The organism is Arthrobacter sp. UYCu712, assembly GCF_040547005.1.
GTDB lineage: Bacteria > Actinomycetota > Actinomycetes > Actinomycetales > Micrococcaceae > Arthrobacter.
Map to the genome: position 1 here is coordinate 74454 of NZ_JBEPOZ010000005.1, position 21381 is coordinate 95834.

Below are 21381 nucleotides of genomic sequence, written 5' to 3' on the forward strand. Positions count from 1 at the left end.
GCTCCAAGCATCCGCGGAGCTGTCCGCGGTCGTTCACCTCAGTTCGCGTACTGCGCCCAGGGGATGTTCCAGTCCCCGTAGCCGTCGTCGAAGGCGGCGAAGTCTCCTTCGGTGTTGACCACCTGGACCACGTCACCGGTCGTCATGTTGTCGAACACCCATTGCGCCCCGTCCGGTCCCAGGCCGATGCAGCCGTGCGAGAGGTTTGCCTTGCCGAGATAGGGCATGGCCGAGTCCGTGGCCTGGTGGATAAACTCCCCGCTTGTGGTCAAGCGCGTGGCGAAGTTGACGTCGAGCTGGCCGTAGTACGCGGGATCGCCCGGCTTGAGTCCGATGGTGGACGCATCCATGTGCTCCACGCGGTACTTCTCCATGAATACGAGGTACCCGCGGGCGGAGGGGAACCGGGTGTCGCCCATGGTCGCGGGCCACTTGCCGACCTGCTGGTCGTTGATGCTGGCTGTGAACGTGTGCGCGGTCGCGTCCGCGATCGCGACCTTCTTGTCGCCGATGTGGACGCTGACCTTCTTGTTGAAGTTGCCGATCTGCCCCTTGCCGAGGTCCACGCCGAACAGCTGCATGTCCATCGTGACGGTGCTGTTGGCGGCCCAGAAATTCTCCGGACGGTACCGGACCATGGTGTCGCTGAACCAGTGGAAGTCACCGGCCTGCCCGGAGGTGGACGTGATCTTGATGGCCTTCTCGACGGCGTCCCGGTTCACGACCGGCTCGCTGAAAGTGATCTGCAGAGGCTGCGCGACCCCGACTTTCATACCGTCCAGCGGGTAGATCGCGGCGTCGGCCTCATTGGCGGTCGAGACCGTGGTGAAGCTCCGTGTGGCGTTGCTCTTGCGTCCCGCGCCATCCAGCACGGAGAAGGTGTAGGTATAACGGGTGTTGAATTTCAGCGGCTCCGACGCTGTCCAGCCGGAGCTTCCGGCGCTGAGTGCGCCCTTCACGGCGTCACCGGAATCGCTGGTGAGGGCCACGCGCTCGATTTTTCCGTTGCTGACTTTCAAGGTCACCGGCGCGCCCGGGTTGACCTGGGTGGCGGCGTTCGCCGGGGAGACGTCCAGCTTGACCGGGGCCACCACGGGGAAGGCGAGCCCCGGCGTCGAACGTTCCGGCGACGCGGCCTCGGACGCGAACGACGGGTGGGCCAGCGGACCTGCCGCGGCAAACACTCCGCCGCCGGCCGCCAGGGCACACACCGCTCCGAGCAGGACGAGCTTGCGGCGGGTGCTCCAGCCGTTCGGGGCGATCACAATACTCAGTCCTTCCAGACGTTACCTTGCCAGCATAAGCGAACCCGCGGCCCAATCCACCGGCCGGTTCCACCACGATACGGTCACAAAGAAGGGGCTCCGGACCGGGCGGTCCGCAAGCCCCTTCCAGCTGTGCCGGCTCCTAGTAGCGGTAGTGCTCCGGCTTGTAGGGGCCGGCCACCTCAAGGTCAAGGTACGCGGCCTGGTCCTTGGAGAGCTCCGTCAGTTCCACGCCGAGGGCCTCCAGGTGCAGCCTGGCCACCTTCTCATCGAGGATCTTCGGCAGCACGTAGACCTGATTGTCGTATTCGCGTTCGCCCGCGGGCTGGTCCCGCTTGGTGAACAGCTCGATCTGGGCAATGGTCTGGTTGGCGAAGGAGTTGCTCATCACGAAGGACGGGTGGCCGGTGGCGTTGCCGAGGTTCAGCAGCCGTCCCTCGGAGAGCACGATGATGGAGCGGCCGCTCTCTCCCGTGGCGGGGTCGGCGTCGAGCACCCACTCATGCACCTGCGGCTTGATCTCGACCTTCTTGATGCCGGGGATCCGGGCCAGCCCGGCCATGTCGATCTCGTTGTCGAAGTGGCCGATGTTGCCCACGATCGCCTTGTCGCGCATCCCGGCCATGTGCTCGGCCATGATGACGTCTTTGTTGCCGGTGGTGGTGATGAAGATGTGTCCCTCGCTGAGGACCGATTCCAGTTTGGCCACCTGGTAGCCGTCCATGGCTGCCTGGAGCGCGCAGATGGGGTCGATCTCGGTGACGATCACGCGCGAACCCTGGCCGCGGAAGGCTTCCGCCGCGCCCTTGCCGACGTCGCCGTAGCCGCAGACGACGGCGACCTTGCCGCCCATGAGCACGTCGGTGGCCCGGTTGATGCCGTCCGGCAGCGAGTGGCGGATGCCGTACTTGTTGTCGAACTTGCTCTTGGTGACGGAGTCGTTGACGTTGATCGCCGGGAACAGCAGCTTGCCCTGCTCGGCGAGCTGGTACAGGCGGTGGACGCCGGTGGTGGTTTCCTCGGTCACGCCGAGCAGGCGGGATCCCACCCTGGTCCACTTCTGCGGGTCTTCCTGCAGGGAGGCGCGCAGCACGTCCAGGAAGACGCGGCCTTCCTCCGATTCGTCGGCGGCGGCGGACGGGACGGCGCCGAGGGCTTCGATTTCCGCGCCCTTGTGGACCAGCATGGTGGCGTCGCCGCCGTCGTCAAGGATCATGTTCGGTCCGAGCTCCGGGTTGCTGTCGGCGCCGGGCCAGGTCAGGATCTGCTGGGCGGTCCACCAGTATTCCTCGAGGGTCTCGCCCTTCCAGGCGAACACGGGGACACCCTGCGGGTCCTCAACCGTTCCGGTTCCGACCACGACGGCGGCGGCGGCTTCGTCCTGGGTGGAGAAGATGTTGCAGGAAGCCCAGCGCACTTCGGCGCCGAGGGCGGTGAGGGTTTCGATCAGGACGGCGGTCTGGACCGTCATGTGCAGCGATCCGGCGATCCGGGCACCCTGGAGCGGCTGGCTGGCGCCGAATTCTTCGCGCAGGGACATGAGTCCGGGCATTTCGTGCTCGGCGAGGCGGATCTGGTGGCGGCCCGCCTCGGCCAGGGAGATGTCCGCAATCTTGTAATCGAAAGTCATGTGAATCCTTTGTGTAGCCGGCTGGTCGTCGGTGGCCGGGTGACTGTGACCTTGCATATCGTTGACTGAAGGTGGTTCGGCGCCGGGCGTCGCAGGGATTGGCTGAATCCGGCGTTGCGGCCCTATCCGGCGGTGGTGCGGGGACCGGCGTCGTGCTGGTCGGAGGGCGCCGAGGTGGCTGCCGACAGCAGCTCCGGCGGGAGCAGCAGCGGGATGCCGTCCTCGATCCGGTATCGCGGCTTCGCGCCGGAGTCGTCTGCCGCGGTGGCGACGAGCTCTTCGCCGTCCTGGACCAGCGCGGATCCGGTAACGGGGCATCGCAGGACAGACAAGAGCTCAGGACTGAGATTCGGCATGGTGAACGCTCCCTGGTGGACGCCGCAGCAGGCGCCGGTGGCTTACGGATTTTGCAGTTCCCAGCCTACCGCCAGTTGCAGCTCACGAAGGTTCGCGCAGGATGCGCAGGTGCCCCCGGCGTGTGCCTTCCGCCGCGGCCGGCGCTTCCAGGGCCGGGTGCGCGCTCCGCTGCCCCGGGGCCGTCTCCGGCGCGGACGGGCGCGATGCGGCCTCACGGACGGCGTTGGCCAGGGCGAGCAGGTCATCCGGACCGGGCCCGGCGGGTGTGGCCGGCATGGCCAGGCGCAGGACTTCCCAGCCCCGCGGAACGGTCAGGGACCCGGCGTGCTGTTCGCACAGGTCATAACAATGCGGTTCGGCATAGGTTGCAAGGGGGCCCAGAACGGCGGTGGAGTCGGCATAGACGTACGTCAAAGTGGCCACCGCTGAATTGCGGCAGGCTGACCTTGAACAAAGACGAATTGCACCCACGACATCACAGACTACTCCCCCTCCCCGGCGGAACCGCGCATTGAAACGTGCCGCCCGGCGCAATGAGCTGCGGCGGCGGGTCGCGGAGCCCGTGTCGCGTAAATCATCTGCCGGGTTTAGAGTCAACATATGCAGTCATCGCACCAAGATCCGGGTTTTACGGTCCGCTTGGCTGACCCCGACGCCGCAGCTGACGCCGCTTCCGCGCCCGCAGGTTCCGGCCGCACCGCGGAACCGAAAGGCTTCCGGCAACGCCGCAGGAACAGGCACGGCCGGGGACTTCGCGGTGAACTCATGCTCCCCAACCTGCCGGGCTACCGGACCCGCTCCGACCGGTTTGATGACTTTGTGCTTGATTCGGCCCAGCGGCTCCATGACATCTGGGGCAAGACCCTGGACGGCGTCCGCTTCGCCGTGGACGAGATCCCGCCGGGCCTGGAGCAGCTCGTTGCCGAAGGAACCCCCGCCCCGATGGGCGAGTACACCCCCGCCACGGCGGAGGAAGGTCCCGTCATCACCCTGTTCCGGCGGGTGGTGGAACAGGCCTGCGGCAGCCGGGAAGAACTCCAGGACCTCGTCCACGACGTCGTGGTGGAACACACCGCGGAAATGCTCGGGGTGCCGCCCGAGTCCCTGGACCCGGTGTACCGCCGCCGCTACTAGGCGGCGCGCCTAGTACCCCAGGCTGACCGGGACCCGTTCCTGGCCGGCGGCCCCGGGTGCCACGGCGATGGTTGAAATGTCCTGTGTGCCCTCCTGCTGCAGGACGACGGCGCCGTAGGCCGGCTCCCCGGCGGCGGACAGCAGATACCCGACAATCGCCGAACCATCCACATCGGCCGGGACCTTGATGGAGGCCGTGGTTCCGCCGCCGATATCGGCGGCCGCGGCCGTCCGGACTTTCCCGTCAGCGGTGACCGGTGTGTAGGAGACCGTGGCCCGGCCGGCCGGCGCGCCGAACACCAGGAACCGGTTCCCGCCGGCGGGGACGGGCACGACGTGCTGGCTTCCCAGCCGGGCCGAGGCCGGCGACCAAGCGACATCGGAAGCCTCCCCGGCGGCCAGTCCCCTGGTGACGCGCGCGGCGGCGGTGAAGGAGACATCGGAGCTGGCTTCGACCGTGTAATACCCCGCCGGCACCCCCGCCAGGGCGACTTCCGTCGTCGCGCCGGCCTTCGCCTGCACGACGCCGCCGCCGGGCAGCGCCTTCTGCCCGTCCTGGCCGAACAGTTTGACGGCCACGACCGCGTCGGCCGCTCCGGGCACCGTGATCTGAAGGGATGGTCCGGCGTCGGCGGAACCGGGCTTGGAGATGAGGTCAGCCACGGCGGCAGGATCCTGTACCTCGACGCCGGAGATCACCTGACGGGCCGCGGGTGCCGTTCCGGGCACGATGAAGTCGACGCCGCCGGGGGTGAGCCCGCGCAGCACGCTCTGCTCGATGATGGCGGCCACCGGGCCGCCGGCGCTCCGCACCCTGACACCGAGCCGCTCCTGCCCCGGGGCGAGCCCGGCCAGGATGATGGAGCGGGTGGTACCGGGCGCCACGAGGAGTCCACGGCTGCCGGGGGCCTGGATCAGGCCTTTGGCACCGAAGAGGTCCAGGCTGACCGTGGCCGGGGTGCTGGAGGCGTTGGTGAGGTTCAGGACGGCGGTCCGGCCGAGCGCCGTGTTCGCCCCGACCAGCCACAGGTCGTTGGCCGGCTGCTGGCAGTCGGCGGCGGCAGAGCCGCGGAGGTCCCCGTCCGTGGCGTTGTAGCTCATGACCGCGCCGGCAGCGGCCTGCCGGTTGGCCTGAGCATCGGCGCTCAGGACGCTGACCGCGTCGACGCCGTGCTGCGGCACCACCCCTGCCAGCTGCGCCGGAGCACCGGCGGCGGGTTTGGCATCGGGAGTTGCCGGAGCGGACGGGTCCGCGGCTTTGGCCAGTTCGACGAGGGTTTTGCCCTTCAGCGAGGCGAGCCGGCTCCCGGGCAGGACGCCCGCGGTGGAGCTGAGCACAACGGCATTGACGGCGCTCTTGGCGGTGGCGGACTCGGGGCTGAACTGCGGATCCGTGCCCACGGTTGTGCCTTCAAGCAGCCTGGCCGGACCCGGGCAGACTCCGACGCTGCCCCCGGCGGGAACGGCGACGAGGGGCGCTTCCAGTTGCCGGCTCCCGCTTGTGTCGTGGGGCGTCAGCGTGGCGGCCGACACGAGGCCGCCACCCGCGGCGACGAGCACGAGGGCGGAGAGGACCCCGCCGAGGGTGCCGCCGCGCGGGAACAGTCTGCGCCGCGGCCGCACTGTGCTCTCGACTTCGTTTGGGCTGTCGTTTTCGTTTTCCGCCGGCTGCCCCGGGTTGTCCGCCTGCTGCTGGGCGGCCTCCGGGCTGTCCTTCGATCCGGCGTCGGCTTCCTTATGCATGCTGGTGTTCCTTACGCAGGGAGCCTTCGTCCCGTGAGAGCCCGGTGTTCGGCCGGCGTGCCGGCATGGGGATGGCGAGCAGGACGGTCAGTCCGATCACAACGGCCTGTGCGATTCCTGCCCAGAGGGCCCAGGGCGCCTCATAGCGGATGCTCAACTGGCCGCCCTGGGCGGGCAGGGTGAAGGCCTGTGCCCAGCCCGAGGTGGTTGCGGTGAGCCGGCGTCCGTCGAGCCAGGCGCTCCAGCCCGGGTCGGCGCGTTCGGCCAGCACCACCAGGCGGCCCTCCGGGCCGGCAAGCACTGCGGCGGCGGCGGAAACCGCTTCCGAGGGGAGCAGCCCGATGGCCGCCCCGGCACCGTCGAGGATCCGCACGCGGTGCGCGACGTCGGCGGCCTCGATGACCGGCTGGTTCAGCGGGCTGATCCGCCAGAGCCAGCCGACGTCCGTCTTGCCGACGGCGACGAGCCCCGGGACGGCGTCCATCCTGCCGGCCGTGAGCTGGGCTGCGGTGTCGGCGGCGCGGAGGACCACGAAGCCGACTCCGAGCCGCTCGAGGTCTTCCCTCGGGTCCACGCCCTGTCCGGCCACGATCGTGGCCACGACGCTGCGGAGGGATCCAGCGACGGCGTCGTCGTCGCGGACCGACTCGCTGCCCGGCTCGCCCAGGACGGGGCGGGCGGAAGCGACCGCCGACAGGGCGTCGAGGGTGGTGCCGGCGCCGCGCATCAGCGTTGCGTTGTAGCTGCCGTTTCCGGTGATGGAGATGATCAGGGTCCGGGCCTGTTCGGGGCCCTCGCCGCGGTCGATCGCAGTGGCCGGGAGGCTGCGGGGTGCGGCCGGCTGGACCAGCCGCGGGGTGCCGAGGGTACCGCCGCCGGCAAGGGCGCCGGCCGCTGTGCCATCGGTGGATGCCTGGGCGTCCGCGGCGGCAGCTGCCGGTGCTGGCGGCTGGAGGACGTTCTGTGCGGTCCACACGGCAAGTCCGGCCAACGGTCCCGCGAGCAGGAGGACCGTGGCTGTGGCTGCCGTGGTGCGGATCAGGATCCGGCGTCCGGCAGTCAGCGCCGTGGCCCGGTCGGCGGAGGCCAGCAGGCCCTCTGCGCCGAGCAGCGCTGCGCCGAGGACGGCGAACGCCGCGGCGGACACGGTGGGTCCGGTGAACGGGGTCACCAGCACGCTTGCGCTGGCACCCGTTGCGACGTGTCCGGCGAGCCAGCCGCCGGACAGCATGAGCACCGCGGCCGCCCACAGCCAACGGGCCACGAGCGCCCGCCGGCCCGGCAGGAAGAGTGCGGCCATTGCCAACAGCAGGACGGGCAGGCCGATCAGCAACGCGAGCAGGAGCGCCCACGGCACAACGGGCGTGCCGGCGGAACCGCCGAAGAACGGCAGGCCGGTCAGTCCGCCGTCGGCTGCGAAGCGCAGCGGCTGGCCCAGGACCTGCTGCCAGAGCGGCGCCGCGTCGAACCCCAGCGGCATGCCGGGGTCCGCCAGCAAGGCGCGGGGCCGGTCAATGGCGGAGAAAGCGAACGGCACAAACAGCGCCACGCTGGGCAGCAGAGCCCACCACACGGTGCGTCCGCGGCGGCCCAGAAGCAGACCACACAGGACAACCACGATTGCGGCGGGAACCAGCAGCGCCGGAGCAGCCGCGGTGACGACGGCCAGGGCGAGGCCTGCTGCGGCCGCCGCGGTCCAGGAGGGCGTCCCGTTGATGCCGGGCCGGGCCGGGGGCTTTTCGGCCAGGGACCGCTCCCCCGGGGCCGGAACGGCATGATGGCCGCGGCCGACGGCGGTGCCGGTGGCCCGCAGCAGGGCGAGGACGAGCAGGGGCATCATGACGTGGGCGAGCAACGCCCCGACACGTCCCTGGTTCAAGGCCACGTGGAGGGCCGGCGCGCCGGCCCAGATGAAGGCGGCCGCCAGCCGGAGCCGGCGCCGCTGCGTCAGCGCGCCGGCCGCAAACCAGGCGCCGAGCGCGGACAACGGCATGGCGAGGACCAGCAGCCAGACCAGGGCGGCGTTGGCATCCCCCGCGCCGAGCAGGCCCAGGACCCACAGCACGTAGCCGAAGGGGTCGCCGTGGCCGGGGAGGCCAGCGCCGAGGGTAATCCACCAGCCTGAGGCGTGGCCCCAGATTTCGGAGAGCTGCAGCGAAGCAGGAATCAGTGCGCCGCCGGAGACGGCCTCGGCCTGGAAGAGGCTGAGCAGGCCGATCAGGGAGGCTGCCGTGGTGACGAGCACCGCGAGCAGCGCGCCGTTGCCCACCCAGCCGCGCTCGGTGGTGGCGAGGGCGGCGAAGTCGTCGGCGGAGTCTCCGCTGGGTTGTTCGGCCAGTCCGTGGCCGGCGAGGGCCTCTCCGGCGTCGTCCGCGCCGAGGGCTTCCATCAGGGAGCGCCGGTGGGCCCAGACCTCACGCCGCGGGGTCTGCAGTCCTTTAATGACGGAGCGGCGGATGCGGCGGGTGCGGGCGGCGTTGCGCCGGCCGCGGATCACCGCGGCGGGCCGTCCCAAGGCCACGAAGGTGGCGAGCAGCTGCGAGAAGCCGTGGCCGGGGTCCTTGACCGCGATGCTCAGGACAAGTTTGAAGAGGCTCCCCAGGAGTGCGCCTGCCGCGTGCAGCGGAACCTTCCAGCCGGCCGAATGCTTGAGCCGCAGGTGGACCTGCGCCTTGCGGGCCGCTTTCGCATTGCCCATGGCATGGGGCCGGTGCGAAACGTGGAACATTTTCGCGCTCGGAACAACCACCACGCGGTGTCCGGCCAGCCGGTTCCGCCAGCAGAAGTCGACGTCGTCACCCGTGCCGGGAAGGGCCGGGTCGAAGCCCCTCAGTTGCTCCCAGACGTCGCGGCGGATCAGCATGCCGGCGGAGTTCACGGCGAAGGTGTCGGTGCGGCCGTCGTATTGGCCCTGGTCGAGTTCGTCGGCGTCGATGAGTGTCAGCCGTTCGGCCCAGCGGCTGGTGGAGAGGCCGACGTCGATGAGCCGCCGCTCGGTCTGCCAGTCCAGCTGCTTGCAGCCGGCCACCGTGACGGACGGGGCCCGCTCCACGGCATGGAGCAGCTCGGCGAGAGCCTCGGGGGCAGGTGCGGCGTCGTCGTGCACGAGCCAGATCCAGTCCGACCCCGGCCGGCTGCCGGAGCCGTCCGGTACTGCGGGGGCTTCTGCACCGGCCGCTGCGGGCCATGGTGCAAGGGCGCTGAGGCCGGCCGTCACGGCGGCGCCCATGCCGCTCCTGGCCCGCTCGAAGACAGTGACGTTGGACTTGCCCAGCGCCTGCTCCAAGAGGGCTGCTGAGTGGTCACGGGAACCGGTGTCGACGCCGATCACAACATCCGCCGGCCGGGTCTGGCCCGCCAGCGCTGCCAGGGTCCTGGGGAGAAAATCACCGCCGTCGTGGGAGACCACGACGGCGGTGACTCGTACTACTTGAAGAATTAGACTGCCCGCTTCCTAAGCCGGCGGCGCTCCCGCTCGGAGAGGCCACCCCAGATTCCGAAGCGCTCGTCGTTGGACAAGGCGTATTCCAGGCACTGCGAACGTACATTGCATGCTCCGCAGACTTTTTTGGCGTCGCGGGTGGAGCCGCCCTTCTCCGGGAAGAAGGCCTCCGGGTCCGTCTGCGCACACAGCGCATCCGTCTGCCATCCGAGCTCGCCTTCATCGTCGAAGTCCTGCTGGGACGGCAACCCGATCCAGACCGGCTGCGCGGTGGTGCCTGCGTGGAGGGTCTGCAGTTCCATCGGCGGGTCGTGAAGATCGTTGTCCTGGTCCGGGCTCCCGGCCAGAAGTTCATCATGCGCAGCCAGGAAGGCCGTGGCCTGGTCCTGGAGTGAGTCTCGTGTGTGTTCGTTGTAGCGGTCTGCTGCGTCCGGATCGGCCGGATCCACATACCAGTCACTCGGCACCCCGCGTGAACGGTATTTCGCCGTCGCCTGGCCGGCAACGACGGCATCTTCATGGATACGCTCTGCAAGCCCCATGGCGTTTCCCTCCTGATTTGCAGCCTTTGCCTGACCCTCGGACACTCGGTTGTGTGCCGGTTTCTGCGCATTGGCCTTCGATACCTAATTACACGCGTGTAAGTATCCGGGAGTCAAGCCACGGCGGAGATAATAATCAACTTGCACCAATTGCCGGGGCACGCCACGCCCGGGATTTTTCGCCCACCGGCGCCCGGCGGTACTGAATTTATCAGGGTGCTGAGTACTTTTGAAGGTTTTTGCCGAAATCCCGGCGATGTTCAGGCCCGGCCTCCGGCATCGGAGACGGAGCGGCCGCCGGCGCTATGACGGAGATCACACGTACCGGCGGCGCGGCCGGAGTGCCGTGGCAAGATGAAGTCATGAGCATCCCGGCATTCGATCTGATGACAGCCCTGCGTTCCGGCCAGGCCACCTCGCCACGGCTCACCTGGTACGGGCCCGACGCCGAACGCGTTGAACTCTCCGGCCGGGTCCTGGACAACTGGGTGGCGAAAACCAGCAACCTCCTGCAGGACGAACTCGACGCCGAACCGGGGACGCGGCTCCGCCTGGACCTGCCGGCACACTGGAAATCCCTGATCCTGGCACTCGCCGGGTGGCAGCTGGGGATGGAGCTGGTGCTCGACGCCGGCGAAGCCGATCTGCTGGCCACCGCGGAACCCGGTCCGGCCGCGGCGGAAGGGGCGTTCGACGCCGTCCTTGCCGTTGCGCTCCCGGCCCTGGCCATGCGCTGGCCCGGTGAGCTGCCGACCGGCGTCGTCGACTATGCCGCCGAAGTCCGCTCCCATGGCGACGTCTTTATGCCGCATGTGGACCCCGAGGCTTCCCGGCCGGCCCTGCTGACCACCGCGGGGGCGGCACACACGCATGCCGGGCTGCTGGACGGTTTCGCCTCGACGCATGACGCCGGGCTCCGGCTGCTGGTGCCGGCCGGGGACGGCCTCGAGGCAGCCCTGGCCCGCTCGCTGGGCGCGTGGAAGGCCGACGGGTCAGTGGTGCTGGTCCATCCCGACGTCGAGGTGACGGACAAGCTGCTCGGCGCGGAACGGGTCGACGCCCGCTAGGCGCATCAACCGCCGGCAGGGCCCGCGCTGCTAGCCCTGCGGGCCGGGCAGCTCGGGATCCTTGACGGGCTGCTCCGGAACACGGACACCGGGCACCGCGTGCGGGTGCGGGTGCGGGTGCCGCTCGATGATTTCGTGGTCGTGGGAGAACTCCGGCTCTTCGTCCAGTTCCTTGTTGAACACCAGGAAGCGGTAAGCGAAGAACCTCACGACGGTGGCCACCAGGATGCCGACTACGCCGGCGAGGAACAGCATGTTCTTGTCGGTAATGCCGAAGCTGTACTTGGCGAGGGCGGTGAAGCCGGTGGAGATGCCGATGCCGATCCCGTTGATGAGGATGAACATCAGGAACTCGCGCACCACGTTGTCCTGGCGGCGGTGGCGGAAGGTCCAGAAGCGGTTCGCGATCCATGAGAAGACGGTGGCGACGCTGGCGCCGACAAACCGGGCTTTGGCCTCGCTGTCGGTCATCGGACCGTGCATCAGGTAGTACGTGAGTCCGTTGTCGATGACGAACGCAACACCTCCCACTGCGCCGAACTTGGCCACTTCGCGCCAGAAGAGCGAAGCAAGCCCGCGCATGCGCTCAGTAAGTGTAGTAATCATGACCCTCCGTGGCCTGCTCGAACTATCGGCCTTTGGGCCAACGGCCCATTTTAGCGCTGATTGCGGGGTGCCTGCCGCATCCGTCGGCGCAGAATCGGGGAAAGGCGAGGCTTTCGGTAGGCTGGCAGATGTGACTTTTCCTGTAATCGGTGTTGTTGGCGGCGGCCAACTTGCCCGCATGATGGCCCCGGCGGCCACCGCCCTGGGCTTCGAGCTCCGCGTCCTTGCCGAAAGCGAGGACGTCTCTGCCGTCTCCGCCGTGGCCAACGCCCCGGTCGGTGATTACACCGATCTGGAGCACCTGCTCGAGTTCTCCCGCGGCCTGGACGTCCTGACGTTCGACCATGAGCACGTGCCCACCGGGCACCTGCGCTCCCTGATCGAGGCCGGCGTCAACGTCCACCCCGGCCCGGACGCCCTGGTCAACGCCCAGGACAAACTAGTGATGCGCGCCGCCATCGACCGGCTGGAGCTCCCCAACCCGCGCTGGGCCGCCGTCGCCGACGTGGCGGAGCTCATTGCGTTCGGCGAGAACACGGGCTGGCCCGTCGTCCTGAAAACCCCGCGCGGCGGCTACGACGGCAAGGGTGTGCGGATCGTTGATTCCGCAGAGGACGCCGTCGGGACCGCGGAGTGGTTCGCTGCGATGTCTCCCCTGCTGGCCGAGGCCAAGGTGGCGTTCAGCCGCGAACTTTCGGCCCTCGTCGCCCGGACCCCGGACGGCGAATCACGGGCCTGGCCCGTGGTGCATACGATCCAGGTCGACGGTGTGTGCGACGAAGTCATCGCCCCCGCCCTGGACATCCCGCTCGAAGTTGCCGCCGCGGCGGAGAACGCCGCGATCCGGATCGCCAACGAACTGGGCGTCACGGGTGTCATGGCCGTCGAACTGTTCGAGACTCCCGGAGTCGGGGCAGGATTCCTGATCAACGAGCTCGCCATGCGCCCCCACAACACCGGCCACTGGACGCAGGACGGCTCGGTCACAAGCCAGTTCGAACAGCACCTCCGCGCCATCCTGAACCTGCCGCTCGGCGCCACGGACGTCCTCGGGCCGGTCGTCGTCATGAAGAACTTCCTGGGCGGCGAGAACCAGGACCTGTTTTCCGCCTACCCGGCAGCGCTCGCCAGCGAACCCGCAGCGAAGGTCCACTGCTACGGCAAAGCCGTGCGGCCGGGCCGTAAGATCGGCCATGTCAACCTTGTCGGCACCTCGGCGGCGGATGTGGCCTCAGTCCGCGAGCGGGCCACCACCGTGGCCAACATCATCAGGAACGGGCGGGTCCAGGCCGGAACCGCACCAGGACATTCCGAGGAGACCGCATGAGCCCCAGCACCGAAACGCAAGCCGCGAGCCGGGAAGCACCCAAAGGCTCCCCCATCGTCGGGCTCGTCATGGGTTCGGACTCGGACTGGCCGGTCATGGAGGCCGCCGCCGAGGCACTCGCCGAGTTCGGCATCCCCTTCGAGGCCGACGTCGTCTCAGCCCACCGGATGCCTACCGAAATGATCCGCTACGGACAGACGGCGCACGAGCGCGGACTGCGCGTCATCATTGCCGGGGCCGGCGGCGCCGCCCACCTGCCCGGCATGCTCGCGTCCGTCACGGTGCTGCCGGTGATCGGCGTGCCCGTGCCGCTCAAGACGCTCGACGGCATGGATTCGCTGCTGTCCATCGTGCAGATGCCCGCCGGCGTTCCCGTCGCCACGGTCTCCATCGGCGGCGCCCGCAACGCCGGGCTGCTGGCCGTCCGGATGCTGGCCTGCGGCACCGACGACCTCGCTACCCGGCTCAGGGCCGACCTCGCGGAGTTCGCCCAGGAACTCAATGACGTCGCCGCCCGCAAGGGTGCCAACCTCCGGCAAAAAGTGAGCGAAGTATTCTCCGACGGAAACGCCGTTCCGCGGGGCAGCCGCTAAGGATCACCTGATGACCAACCGCCACGCCCCCGCCCCGCAGAACAGCCAGCGGCCGGAAGGGCGCAACCAGCCGCAGCCGTCCCTGACCGACCCCGTCCGCTACCCCTCCGGAGCGGCGGCGCCGGTCCTGACCAAGCGCGCCTTCCTGCTGATCCTGATGACGCTGCTGGTTCCGGGCAGCGCCCAGATCGTGGCGGGCAACAAGCGGCTCGGCAGGATCGCCCTGCGGGTCACGTTCACGGTGTGGGCGCTGGCCCTGACGGCGGTTGTCCTGCTCGTGGCGGCGCGTTCCACGCTCATCAACGTCATTGCCAACCCTGCCACCTCGCTCCTCCTGGTCATCGTCCTGGTGGTGCTGGCCATCGGCTGGGCCGCCCTGTTCTACAACACCCTGCGCCTGATCCGGCCCGTTCTCCTCGCGCCCAGGGCGCGGCCCGCCGTCGTGCTGGCACTCATACTGGCGATGGTCCTCGGCAGCGGTTCGCTGGGCTACGCCGCCTACGTGCTCAACGTGGGCCGCGACGCGATCGGGAGCATCTTCGCCTCCAACGGCCCCACGATCGAACCTTCCGAGGGCCGGTACAACTTCCTGATGATGGGCGGCGACGCCGGGGCGGACCGCACGGGCCGCCGCCCGGACAGCCTCTCCGTCATCAGCGTCGACGCCAAGAGCGGCAAGACCGCCATCATCTCGGTGCCCCGAAACCTCCAGAATGCGCAGTTCAGCGAAGACTCCCCCATGCGCAAGATCTACCCGGACGGCTACGACTGCGGCGACGAGTGCCTCATCAACGCGATCAACACCGAAGTCACCAACGAGCACCAGGACCTGTACCCCGGCGTCGCAGACCCGGGGGCCCAGGCCACGCTGGAGGCGGTTTCCGGCACGCTCGGCATCAAGGTCCAGGCCTACGTGCTGGTGGACATGGACGGCTTCTCGAAGCTCATCGACGCCATGGGCGGCATCCGCATCAAGGCCGGCGGCTGGGTCCCGATGAGCGGTGACATGGTCGATGAGGCCAACGGCATCCACGGCATGCCGCTGGGCTGGATCCCGGCCGGAGACCAGACCCTGGACGGTTACCACGCCCTCTGGTACGGCCGCTCGCGGGAGTTCGTGGACGATTACGCCCGGATCCAGCGGCAGCAGTGCGTACAGCAGGCGATGCTCAAGCAGCTGGACCCGGCCACGCTCCTGTCCAAGTTCGAAGACATCGCCAAGGCCGGCACCAAGGTGGTGGACTCCAACGTGTCCGCCGGCCAGCTTGGCAGCTTCGTTGACCTGGCGATGAAGGCCAAGGGCCAGGAGGTGAGCCGCCTGACCATCGGGCCGCCGGACTTCGACGCCTCCTTCTCAACCGTCCCGGACTTCGAGCAGATCCACTCGAAGGTGGACGGCCTCCTCGCGGCCAATGCCGCCGCTGCTGCCGGTGCCGACGCTGACACTGTCGTACCGCAGGCCGCGGCGCCGGGACTGCTGTCCGCCGCCGGCGCTGCCCCCGGGACGCAGCCCCCGCCGTCACCGTCGGACTTCACCCCGGTGACGACGACGCCCGACGGCGAGCCGATCACGGAGGAAATGCTGAACCAGTTCAAGCGCAACGGTGACGAACAGTCGATCCGCGACCTGGTGGCGACCAACGGCCAGTGCGCGCCGCTCTAGGCTCCACCGCTTTACCGACCAAACGTCAGTGACCAGATAGGGACCAGGCTGTGTACGAACTCGAGAACGTCCTCCGGCCCTACGCCTGGGGTTCCACCACCGCGATTGCGAAACTGCTCGGCAGGCCCGCGTCCGGCGGCCCCGAAGCCGAACTCTGGATCGGAGCCCACCCGGACTCCCCGTCCGTGGCGCTCTCCTACGCGGCGCCCGCCTCCGGCGGAGCGCATGCCGCTGGCTCTGACGACAATGGCCGCCGGGACCTGGACGCCCTCATCGCCGAAGATCCGGAGCACCACCTGGGCGGCGGGAGCATCGCCGAATTCGGCCCGCGGCTGCCGTTCCTGCTCAAGGTCCTCGCCGCCGAGCGTCCCCTGTCCCTGCAGGTGCACCCGACGCTCGAACAGGCCCGGGAAGGCTTTGCCCGGGAAGAGGACGCCGGCGTCGACCGTGCCGCCACGGAGCGCAACTACAAGGACGACAACCACAAGCCGGAAATGATCTTCGCGCTCACGCCCTTCGAGGCGCTGTGCGGTTTCCGGCCGGCGGCGGAGTCCCGGGCCGTGTTCCTGCACCTGGCGGCCTGCTTTGAACTGGCGGGGCTGGACCTGCCGCCGCTGCTCCCGCAGCTGCTGGCGGACCTGGCCCGGCCCGAGGAGCCGGCGGCCCTCCGTGCCGCCTTCGAGCGGCTGATCGGCGGCGGCGAGGACGTCTCGCACGCCACCGCGATGATCGCCGCGGCCCTCATCTCCGGAGCGCCGATGGCACCGCACACGGCGGAGCTGACCACCGTGGTGAACCTCAACGGCGACTACCCCGGCGACCCGGGTGTGCTGATCTCGCTGCTGCTGAACCGGATCTCGCTGGCGCCGGGCGAGGCCGTGTACCTGCCCGCCGGCAACGTCCACGCGTACCTGCACGGCCTGGGCATCGAGGTCATGGCGTCCTCGGACAATGTGCTGCGCGGCGGGCTCACACCCAAGTTCGTGGACGTCCCGGAACTGCTCAGGACCATCGCGTTCGAGGCCGTCGGCGTGCCGATGCTCGACGCCGAGACCACCATGCTGGGCCAGGAGCTTTTCCGCCCGCCGTTCCGGGAATTCCAGCTGCAGCGGGTGGAACTGCAGCCCGGCGGCGAACCGGTTCCGCTGGCACAGTCCGGCGCCGCCGTGATCATCGTGGCCTCGGGCGCCGTCCGCCTGGACTCCCCCAAGGGCGAACTGCGCCTGGCCCGCGGGGCGAGCGCCTTCCTGCCCGCTGCGGAGGCCCCGGTCAACGTGCACCCCGTCTCCGGCGCCACCGAGGCTGCCCTGGCCTTTGCCGTCACCACCGCACTGAAAGCCTGACAACCGTGGACTACTTCCTGCAGGGCCCCCAGTGGGCTGACTTCCAACGCTCGCTGGGCCGGACCGTCCATGAGCAGTCCGGGCCCGGGTGGAGCTTCCTCGCCGTCGAGGAGGCGAACCCGGCCGGGAAGCTGCTCTACGCACCCTACGGTCCGGTGGCCGCCTCCCTGCCGGCGTTCGACGCCGCGCTGGCGGCACTGACGGAGCTGGCACGCAGCTGCGGGGCCGTGTTCGTCCGGATTGAGCCGGTAGACGCCGGCCTGGCAGCCCCGGGCGCCGCCGGACTGCTGCGCGGCCGCGGCCTGCAGCCTGCACCGGTGAACCAGCAGCCCGAGCTCAGCTGGATTGTGGACCTGGACCGCGATTTCAAGGACGTCCTGGCCGATATGAAGCCGGTGAACCGCAACCTGTACCGGAACATCCACAAGAAGGGCGTGACGTTCCGCTCCAGCCAGGATCCGGCCGAGATCTCGGTGCTGCTGGAGTTCCTGCACATGACCGCGGCGCGCAACGGCTTCAAGCCCCAGAGTGACGAGTACCTTAGCCAGGTGGCGCGCTCCCTGATGCCGGCCGGGGCCGCGACACTTTTCATCGCCGAACTGGACGGGGCGCCGATCGCCGCCGCCCTGGCCTACGACTCGGCCGATACGCGTACCTATGCGCACGCCGCCCTCGATGACACGCACCGGAAGCTCAGCGCCGGGATTCCGCTGCTGGTGACCCTGATGGCCGATGCCAAGGACAAGGGCCTGAAGCATGTGGACCTCTGGGGTGTGGCGCCAGAGGACCAGCCGGACCACAAATGGGCCGGTTTCACGGCCTTCAAGAAATCGTTCGGCGGCCGCCAGGTCGCGTACGCCGGAACCTGGGACCTGCCGGTGCGGAAGATGCGCTATGCCGCCTACCAGCTGGCCCGCCGCGGCGCGCAGGCGGCCCGCAAGCTCCTCGGCACGCTGCGTACCGAACTCCGGGCCAGGACCAGCCGCTAGCGGCCCTGCCGGCCGCTGTGTTCCCCGGCGGCGGCCGCCGCGGCGGCCGCGTGCCTTTGCGCAGCATAGGCGCTGGCCACCATGTCCTCGACGGAGTGCCGCATCTTCCAGTCCAGGTCCCGGGCGGCGAGTGTGCCGTCGGCGACGATCCGGTCCGGATCGCCGGCCCGGCGCGGGCCGGTTTCCGGTTCGAAGTCGATCCCCGTGGCCGTTGCCATCGCCGTCATGATCTGCCGTACGGACAGCCCGTCGCCGGAGCCCAGGTTGTAGACGCGTTCCAGCGGCCGGCCCGCCGCGAGGGTCTGGGCAGCCGTCACATGCGAGGCCGCCAGGTCCGCCACATGCACATAGTCGCGCACGCACGTGCCGTCCGGGGTGTTGTAGTCGGTCCCGTTGATCCGCGGCGTCCGGCCCGCCACAAGTGCCCGGAGCACGATCGGAAACAGGTTGTGCGGGCTTGTGTCGTAGAGCTCGGGCGAGCCGGAACCCACGACGTTGAAGTAGCGCAGCGAGGTATGTTTCAGGCCCCGGGCCCGGCCCTGGTCGCGGATGAGCCATTCACCGATCAGCTTGCTCTCGCCATAGGGCGACTCCGGCAGTGTGGGAGTGTCCTCGGTGACCACATCCGCCGGCGGCGTGCCGTAGGTGGCTGCGGAAGAGGAGAACACCAGCTTGTGGACCTCGGCGAGTTCCATCGCCTTGAGCAGTTGCGCCGTGCCGGTGACGTTCTGTTCGTAGGTCAGCAGCGGTTCCTGCACGGAAACCCCGGCGTATTTGAAGCCGGCCAGGTGGATCACCCCGGTTACATCGTGCTCCAGCAGCGTGCGGGCCACGAGTTCGTCGTCGAGGATGGTGCCGTGCACGAACGGCACGCCGTCCGGAACGAATTCGCGGTGCCCGCTGGACAGTGAGTCCAGCACCACCGCCGGGATGGCGGCGGCGCGTAACGCAGCCACCACATGCGAACCGATATATCCCGCACCGCCAGTCACAAGCCACGTCATGGGCCCAGCCTACCGAAACCCGGCGGCCGGAAAGCAGCGAATCCCGGGGCGCCTGCGGCGGCCCGGGATTCGACGGTGCTGGCGTGAGCGGCGCTTCTGCCGCTGTTGCCTAGTTCTTGCGGGCGTAGCCCTCCCACTTGCTGGCCTGGTGCTCGCCGTCCACAAAGCGGATGGTGCCGGACTTGGACCGCATCACGATTGACTGTGTGAGGACCTTGTCCTTGGAGTAGCGCACGCCCTTGAGCAGGTCGCCGTCGGTGATGCCGGTGGCCGCGAAGTAGCAGTTGTCGCTGGAGACGAGGTCATTGGTGGAGAGCACGCGCTCCAGGTCGTGGCCGGCGTCGATCGCCTTCTGCTTCTCTTCGTCGCTCGTGGGCCACAGGCGGCCCTGGATCACGCCGCCGAGGGACTTGATGGCGCAGGCCGAGACGATGCCTTCCGGCGTGCCGCCGATGCCCATCAGCGCGTCGACACCGGTACCGGCACGCGCCGCAGCGATGGCGCCGGCGACGTCGCCGTCCATGATGAACTTCGTGCGGGCGCCGGCTTCGCGGATTTCCTCCACGAGCCCACGGTGGCGGTCCCGGTCCAGGATCATGACGTTGAGCTGGTTGACCTTGACGCCCTTGGCCTTCGCGATGAGGTGCAGGTTCTGCTTGACCGGCAGGCGCAGGTCCACCATGTCGGCCGCTTCCGGGCCGGTCACAAGCTTCTCCATGTAGAACACCGCGGAGGGGTCGAACATGGAACCGCGCTCCGCGACGGCCAGGACGGCGAGGGCGTTGTTGATGCCGAGGGCCGCGAGGCGGGTTCCATCGATGGGGTCGACGGCGACGTCGCACTCGGGGCCGGTGCCGTCACCGACATTCTCGCCGTTGAACAGCATCGGGGCTTCGTCCTTCTCGCCCTCGCCGATGACAACCACACCATTGAAGTGGACAGTCTGGAGGAACGAGCGCATGGCGTCGACGGCGGCTCCGTCGGCCTTGTTCTTGTCCCCGAAACCAACCCAGTGGCCGCCGGCGATGGCCGCGGCTTCGGTGACGCGGACCAGCTCCAGTGCAAGGTTGCGGTCAGGCTCGTCGATTCCGACGGCGAGCGACGGGGAAAGCGTGGAGTACTTCTGGGTCATGGACGCTGGTGACACGTGAACCTCTTCTTCGAGTGGCGATCATGGAACCCGCAAAGCCGGTCTCCGGCCGTGCGGTGGCTCGTCTGATACTGATCATAGTCGCGGCAGGAATGCTACGTCTCGGCATGACCATCGTGTGAAACACCCCACCACGTCCCGGGCGGACTCCCCGAATGTGAGATCGGCTCCGGGATGGGCGACTATAGAGGGGTGAGTGAAATGCAGGATACGTCCCCCGCGGCCCCGGCAACCCCCGGCGGCGGCGCCGCGCAGGGAGCCGCCGGCGAAGCCGGCCAGCCGCCCGTGAAGCCCGTCATTGCCCCCGGGGCGGCGAAGCGGGCAAACGCCTCGGTGATCGGGATGATGATTGCGCTGGTGCTGAGCATCGCGGCCTTCCTCCCGATCGTCCTGATGAATCCGTCGCCGAAGACCGACGGCTACCGGCCGGACATCGACGTCAGCTCCATTGCCGGCAACGCCGCGGATGTGGCGGGATTCACACCGGTGGCACCGGCCACCGGCGACACATTCCGTCCGAATTACGCCCGCTGGGAGTCCGGCACGGCCAGCGGCGTCCCCACGTGGGAGGTCGGCTACGTCACGCCCAAGGAGTCCTTCATCGGCCTGGTGCAGACCCGGCAGTCCAATCCCACGTGGCTGCTGCAGCAGGTGAAGAACGCTCCCGTGACCGGAACCAGGAACGCCGGCGGACGCGACTGGGAACTCCGTGACACCGGCAAGGGCGAAAAGTCCATGGTGCTGGCCCACCGCGGCACCACCGTCATCCTGAGCGGCACGGCGCAACTCGACGAGTTCACCGTGCTCGGCGCCGCCGTCGTGCAGTCCCTGGACAGCAACCCGGCAGCAACAATTTCACCTTCCGCCACGCCATCGCCGTAAGGTATAGGCCGTGGCCACTTACCTGACTCCTGCACTTGCCTGGCGCCGTCTCCGCGAAGGCAACGACCGTTTTGTCTCCGGCGAATCCTCCCATCCCAACCAGGATGCCTCGCGCCGCTCCTCCCTCGTGGAGAAGCAGCACCCCTTCGCCGTGATCTTCGGCTGCTCCGACTCCCGGCTGGCCGCCGAAATCATCTTCGACCTCGGCCTGGGCGACGTGTTCGTGGTCCGCACCGCCGGGCAGGTGATCGACGATGCCGTGCTCGGCTCACTGGAATACAGCATCAGCGTCCTGGGCGTGCCGCTGATCGTGGTGCTGGGCCATGACAATTGCGGCGCCGTGACGGCGACCAAAAGAGCGGTCGAAACCGGGGAAATGCCGGTCGGTTTCATGCGGAGCCTGGTCGAGCGGATCACGCCGTCGGTGCTGACCTCGCTGCGTAACAACCAGGACGGCATCAACGACATGGTGGTCGAGAACGTCAAGCAGACCTCCCGCCGGCTGGTGGACAGCTCGCGGGTGATCTCGGACGCCATCGACGGCGGCCGGGCCGCCGTGATCGGGCTCGCCTACAGCCTTGCCGACGGCCATGCCGAGCTCGTTTCCGGAATCGGCGAACTGTAGACCAGGCCGGGGGCCGTCA

The 21381-nt window shown here is 68.9% G+C and carries 19 protein-coding genes; 9 read left to right on the forward strand and 10 right to left on the reverse strand.

All coding sequences use genetic code 11. The features are described from left to right. Positions 1 to 38: 38 nt before the first annotated feature. The 4 genes from ABIB51_RS06980 to ABIB51_RS06995 all read right to left on the reverse strand — a co-directional run bounded on the left by ABIB51_RS06980 (position 39) and on the right by ABIB51_RS06995 (position 3723). Positions 39 to 1262 carry a L,D-transpeptidase gene (locus ABIB51_RS06980; protein ID WP_354187116.1) on the reverse strand — a complete coding sequence of 408 codons (1224 nt, stop codon included), beginning with the start codon at positions 1260 to 1262 and terminating at the stop codon, positions 39 to 41. 145 nt (positions 1263 to 1407) lie between these two features. Continuing rightward, the gene (gene ahcY / locus ABIB51_RS06985) at positions 1408 to 2895 is read right to left on the reverse strand and encodes an adenosylhomocysteinase (protein WP_354186814.1); all 1488 of its coding nucleotides are present in this window, start codon (positions 2893 to 2895) and stop codon (positions 1408 to 1410) included. 122 nt (positions 2896 to 3017) lie between these two features. Further along, on the reverse strand, positions 3018 to 3251 hold the full coding sequence (locus ABIB51_RS06990; protein ID WP_354186816.1) for a Trm112 family protein: 234 nt from the start codon (positions 3249 to 3251) through the stop codon (positions 3018 to 3020). 82 nt (positions 3252 to 3333) lie between these two features. Further along, a complete protein-coding gene (locus ABIB51_RS06995; protein WP_354186818.1) occupies positions 3334 to 3723 on the reverse strand; it encodes a DUF3499 domain-containing protein in 390 nt (129 codons plus the stop codon). A 129-nt stretch (positions 3724 to 3852) separates the two neighbouring features. On the opposite strand from ABIB51_RS06995, the gene ABIB51_RS07000 reads away from it, so the two are divergent. Beyond that, the gene (locus tag ABIB51_RS07000) at positions 3853 to 4386 is read left to right on the forward strand and encodes a metallopeptidase family protein (protein ID WP_354186820.1); all 534 of its coding nucleotides are present in this window, start codon (positions 3853 to 3855) and stop codon (positions 4384 to 4386) included. A 9-nt stretch (positions 4387 to 4395) separates the two neighbouring features. Here ABIB51_RS07000 and ABIB51_RS07005 read toward each other — a convergent pair whose 3' ends face one another. The 3 genes from ABIB51_RS07005 to ABIB51_RS07015 are packed head-to-tail and all read right to left on the reverse strand — an operon-like array spanning position 4396 to position 10113. Next, positions 4396 to 6129, reverse strand: a complete 1734-nt coding sequence (locus ABIB51_RS07005; protein WP_354186822.1) for a DUF5719 family protein — start codon at positions 6127 to 6129, stop codon at positions 4396 to 4398. Then, positions 6122 to 9538 (reverse strand): glycosyltransferase, encoded by a 3417-nt coding sequence (locus ABIB51_RS07010; RefSeq protein WP_354186824.1) that lies wholly within the window; start codon positions 9536 to 9538, stop codon positions 6122 to 6124. The genes ABIB51_RS07005 and ABIB51_RS07010 overlap by 8 nt, the downstream gene beginning before the upstream one ends. A 29-nt stretch (positions 9539 to 9567) precedes the next feature. After that, positions 9568 to 10113, reverse strand: a complete 546-nt coding sequence (locus ABIB51_RS07015; RefSeq protein WP_354186825.1) for a WhiB family transcriptional regulator — start codon at positions 10111 to 10113, stop codon at positions 9568 to 9570. A 362-nt stretch (positions 10114 to 10475) separates the two neighbouring features. Here ABIB51_RS07015 and ABIB51_RS07020 point away from each other — a divergent pair, with 362 nt between their 5' ends. Further along, the gene (locus ABIB51_RS07020) at positions 10476 to 11180 is read left to right on the forward strand and encodes a TIGR03089 family protein (protein WP_354186827.1); all 705 of its coding nucleotides are present in this window, start codon (positions 10476 to 10478) and stop codon (positions 11178 to 11180) included. A 30-nt stretch (positions 11181 to 11210) separates the two neighbouring features. Here ABIB51_RS07020 and ABIB51_RS07025 read toward each other — a convergent pair whose 3' ends face one another. After that, positions 11211 to 11786 carry a GtrA family protein gene (locus ABIB51_RS07025; RefSeq protein ID WP_354186829.1) on the reverse strand — a complete coding sequence of 192 codons (576 nt, stop codon included), beginning with the start codon at positions 11784 to 11786 and terminating at the stop codon, positions 11211 to 11213. 130 nt (positions 11787 to 11916) lie between these two features. Between ABIB51_RS07025 and ABIB51_RS07030 the strand changes: the two genes are divergently transcribed. Genes ABIB51_RS07030 through ABIB51_RS07050 form a run of 5 tightly spaced genes read left to right on the forward strand, consistent with a single transcriptional unit; the run spans position 11917 to position 17701 of the window. Beyond that, positions 11917 to 13113 carry a 5-(carboxyamino)imidazole ribonucleotide synthase gene (locus ABIB51_RS07030; protein ID WP_354186831.1) on the forward strand — a complete coding sequence of 399 codons (1197 nt, stop codon included), beginning with the start codon at positions 11917 to 11919 and terminating at the stop codon, positions 13111 to 13113. Continuing rightward, complete coding sequence (gene purE / locus ABIB51_RS07035; RefSeq protein ID WP_354186833.1) at positions 13110 to 13706, forward strand: 5-(carboxyamino)imidazole ribonucleotide mutase; 597 nt, start codon at positions 13110 to 13112, stop codon at positions 13704 to 13706. The genes ABIB51_RS07030 and purE overlap by 4 nt, the downstream gene beginning before the upstream one ends. Before the next feature lie 10 nt (positions 13707 to 13716). Further along, positions 13717 to 15369 (forward strand): LCP family protein, encoded by a 1653-nt coding sequence (locus ABIB51_RS07040; protein ID WP_354186835.1) that lies wholly within the window; start codon positions 13717 to 13719, stop codon positions 15367 to 15369. Positions 15370 to 15419: 50 nt separating this feature from the next. Further along, complete coding sequence (manA, locus tag ABIB51_RS07045; RefSeq protein WP_354186837.1) at positions 15420 to 16712, forward strand: mannose-6-phosphate isomerase, class I; 1293 nt, start codon at positions 15420 to 15422, stop codon at positions 16710 to 16712. Positions 16713 to 16717: 5 nt separating this feature from the next. After that, a complete protein-coding gene (locus ABIB51_RS07050) occupies positions 16718 to 17701 on the forward strand; it encodes a lipid II:glycine glycyltransferase FemX (protein ID WP_354186839.1) in 984 nt (327 codons plus the stop codon). Here ABIB51_RS07050 and galE read toward each other — a convergent pair. Beyond that, positions 17698 to 18705, reverse strand: a complete 1008-nt coding sequence (galE, locus tag ABIB51_RS07055) for a UDP-glucose 4-epimerase GalE (RefSeq protein ID WP_354186841.1) — start codon at positions 18703 to 18705, stop codon at positions 17698 to 17700. The genes ABIB51_RS07050 and galE overlap by 4 nt on opposite strands. A gap of 109 nt (positions 18706 to 18814) precedes the next feature. Continuing rightward, positions 18815 to 19837, reverse strand: a complete 1023-nt coding sequence (gene glpX, locus ABIB51_RS07060; RefSeq protein WP_354187118.1) for a class II fructose-bisphosphatase — start codon at positions 19835 to 19837, stop codon at positions 18815 to 18817. Positions 19838 to 20056: 219 nt separating this feature from the next. On the opposite strand from glpX, the gene ABIB51_RS07065 reads away from it, so the two are divergent. Both ABIB51_RS07065 and ABIB51_RS07070 read left to right on the forward strand, forming a co-directional pair. Then, positions 20057 to 20737: a DUF4245 domain-containing protein gene (locus ABIB51_RS07065; protein WP_354187120.1), complete on the forward strand. Its 681-nt coding sequence runs from the start codon at positions 20057 to 20059 to the stop codon at positions 20735 to 20737. Between the two features lie 10 nt (positions 20738 to 20747). Continuing rightward, the gene (locus tag ABIB51_RS07070; protein ID WP_354186843.1) at positions 20748 to 21362 is read left to right on the forward strand and encodes a carbonic anhydrase; all 615 of its coding nucleotides are present in this window, start codon (positions 20748 to 20750) and stop codon (positions 21360 to 21362) included. Positions 21363 to 21381 lie beyond the last annotated feature (19 nt).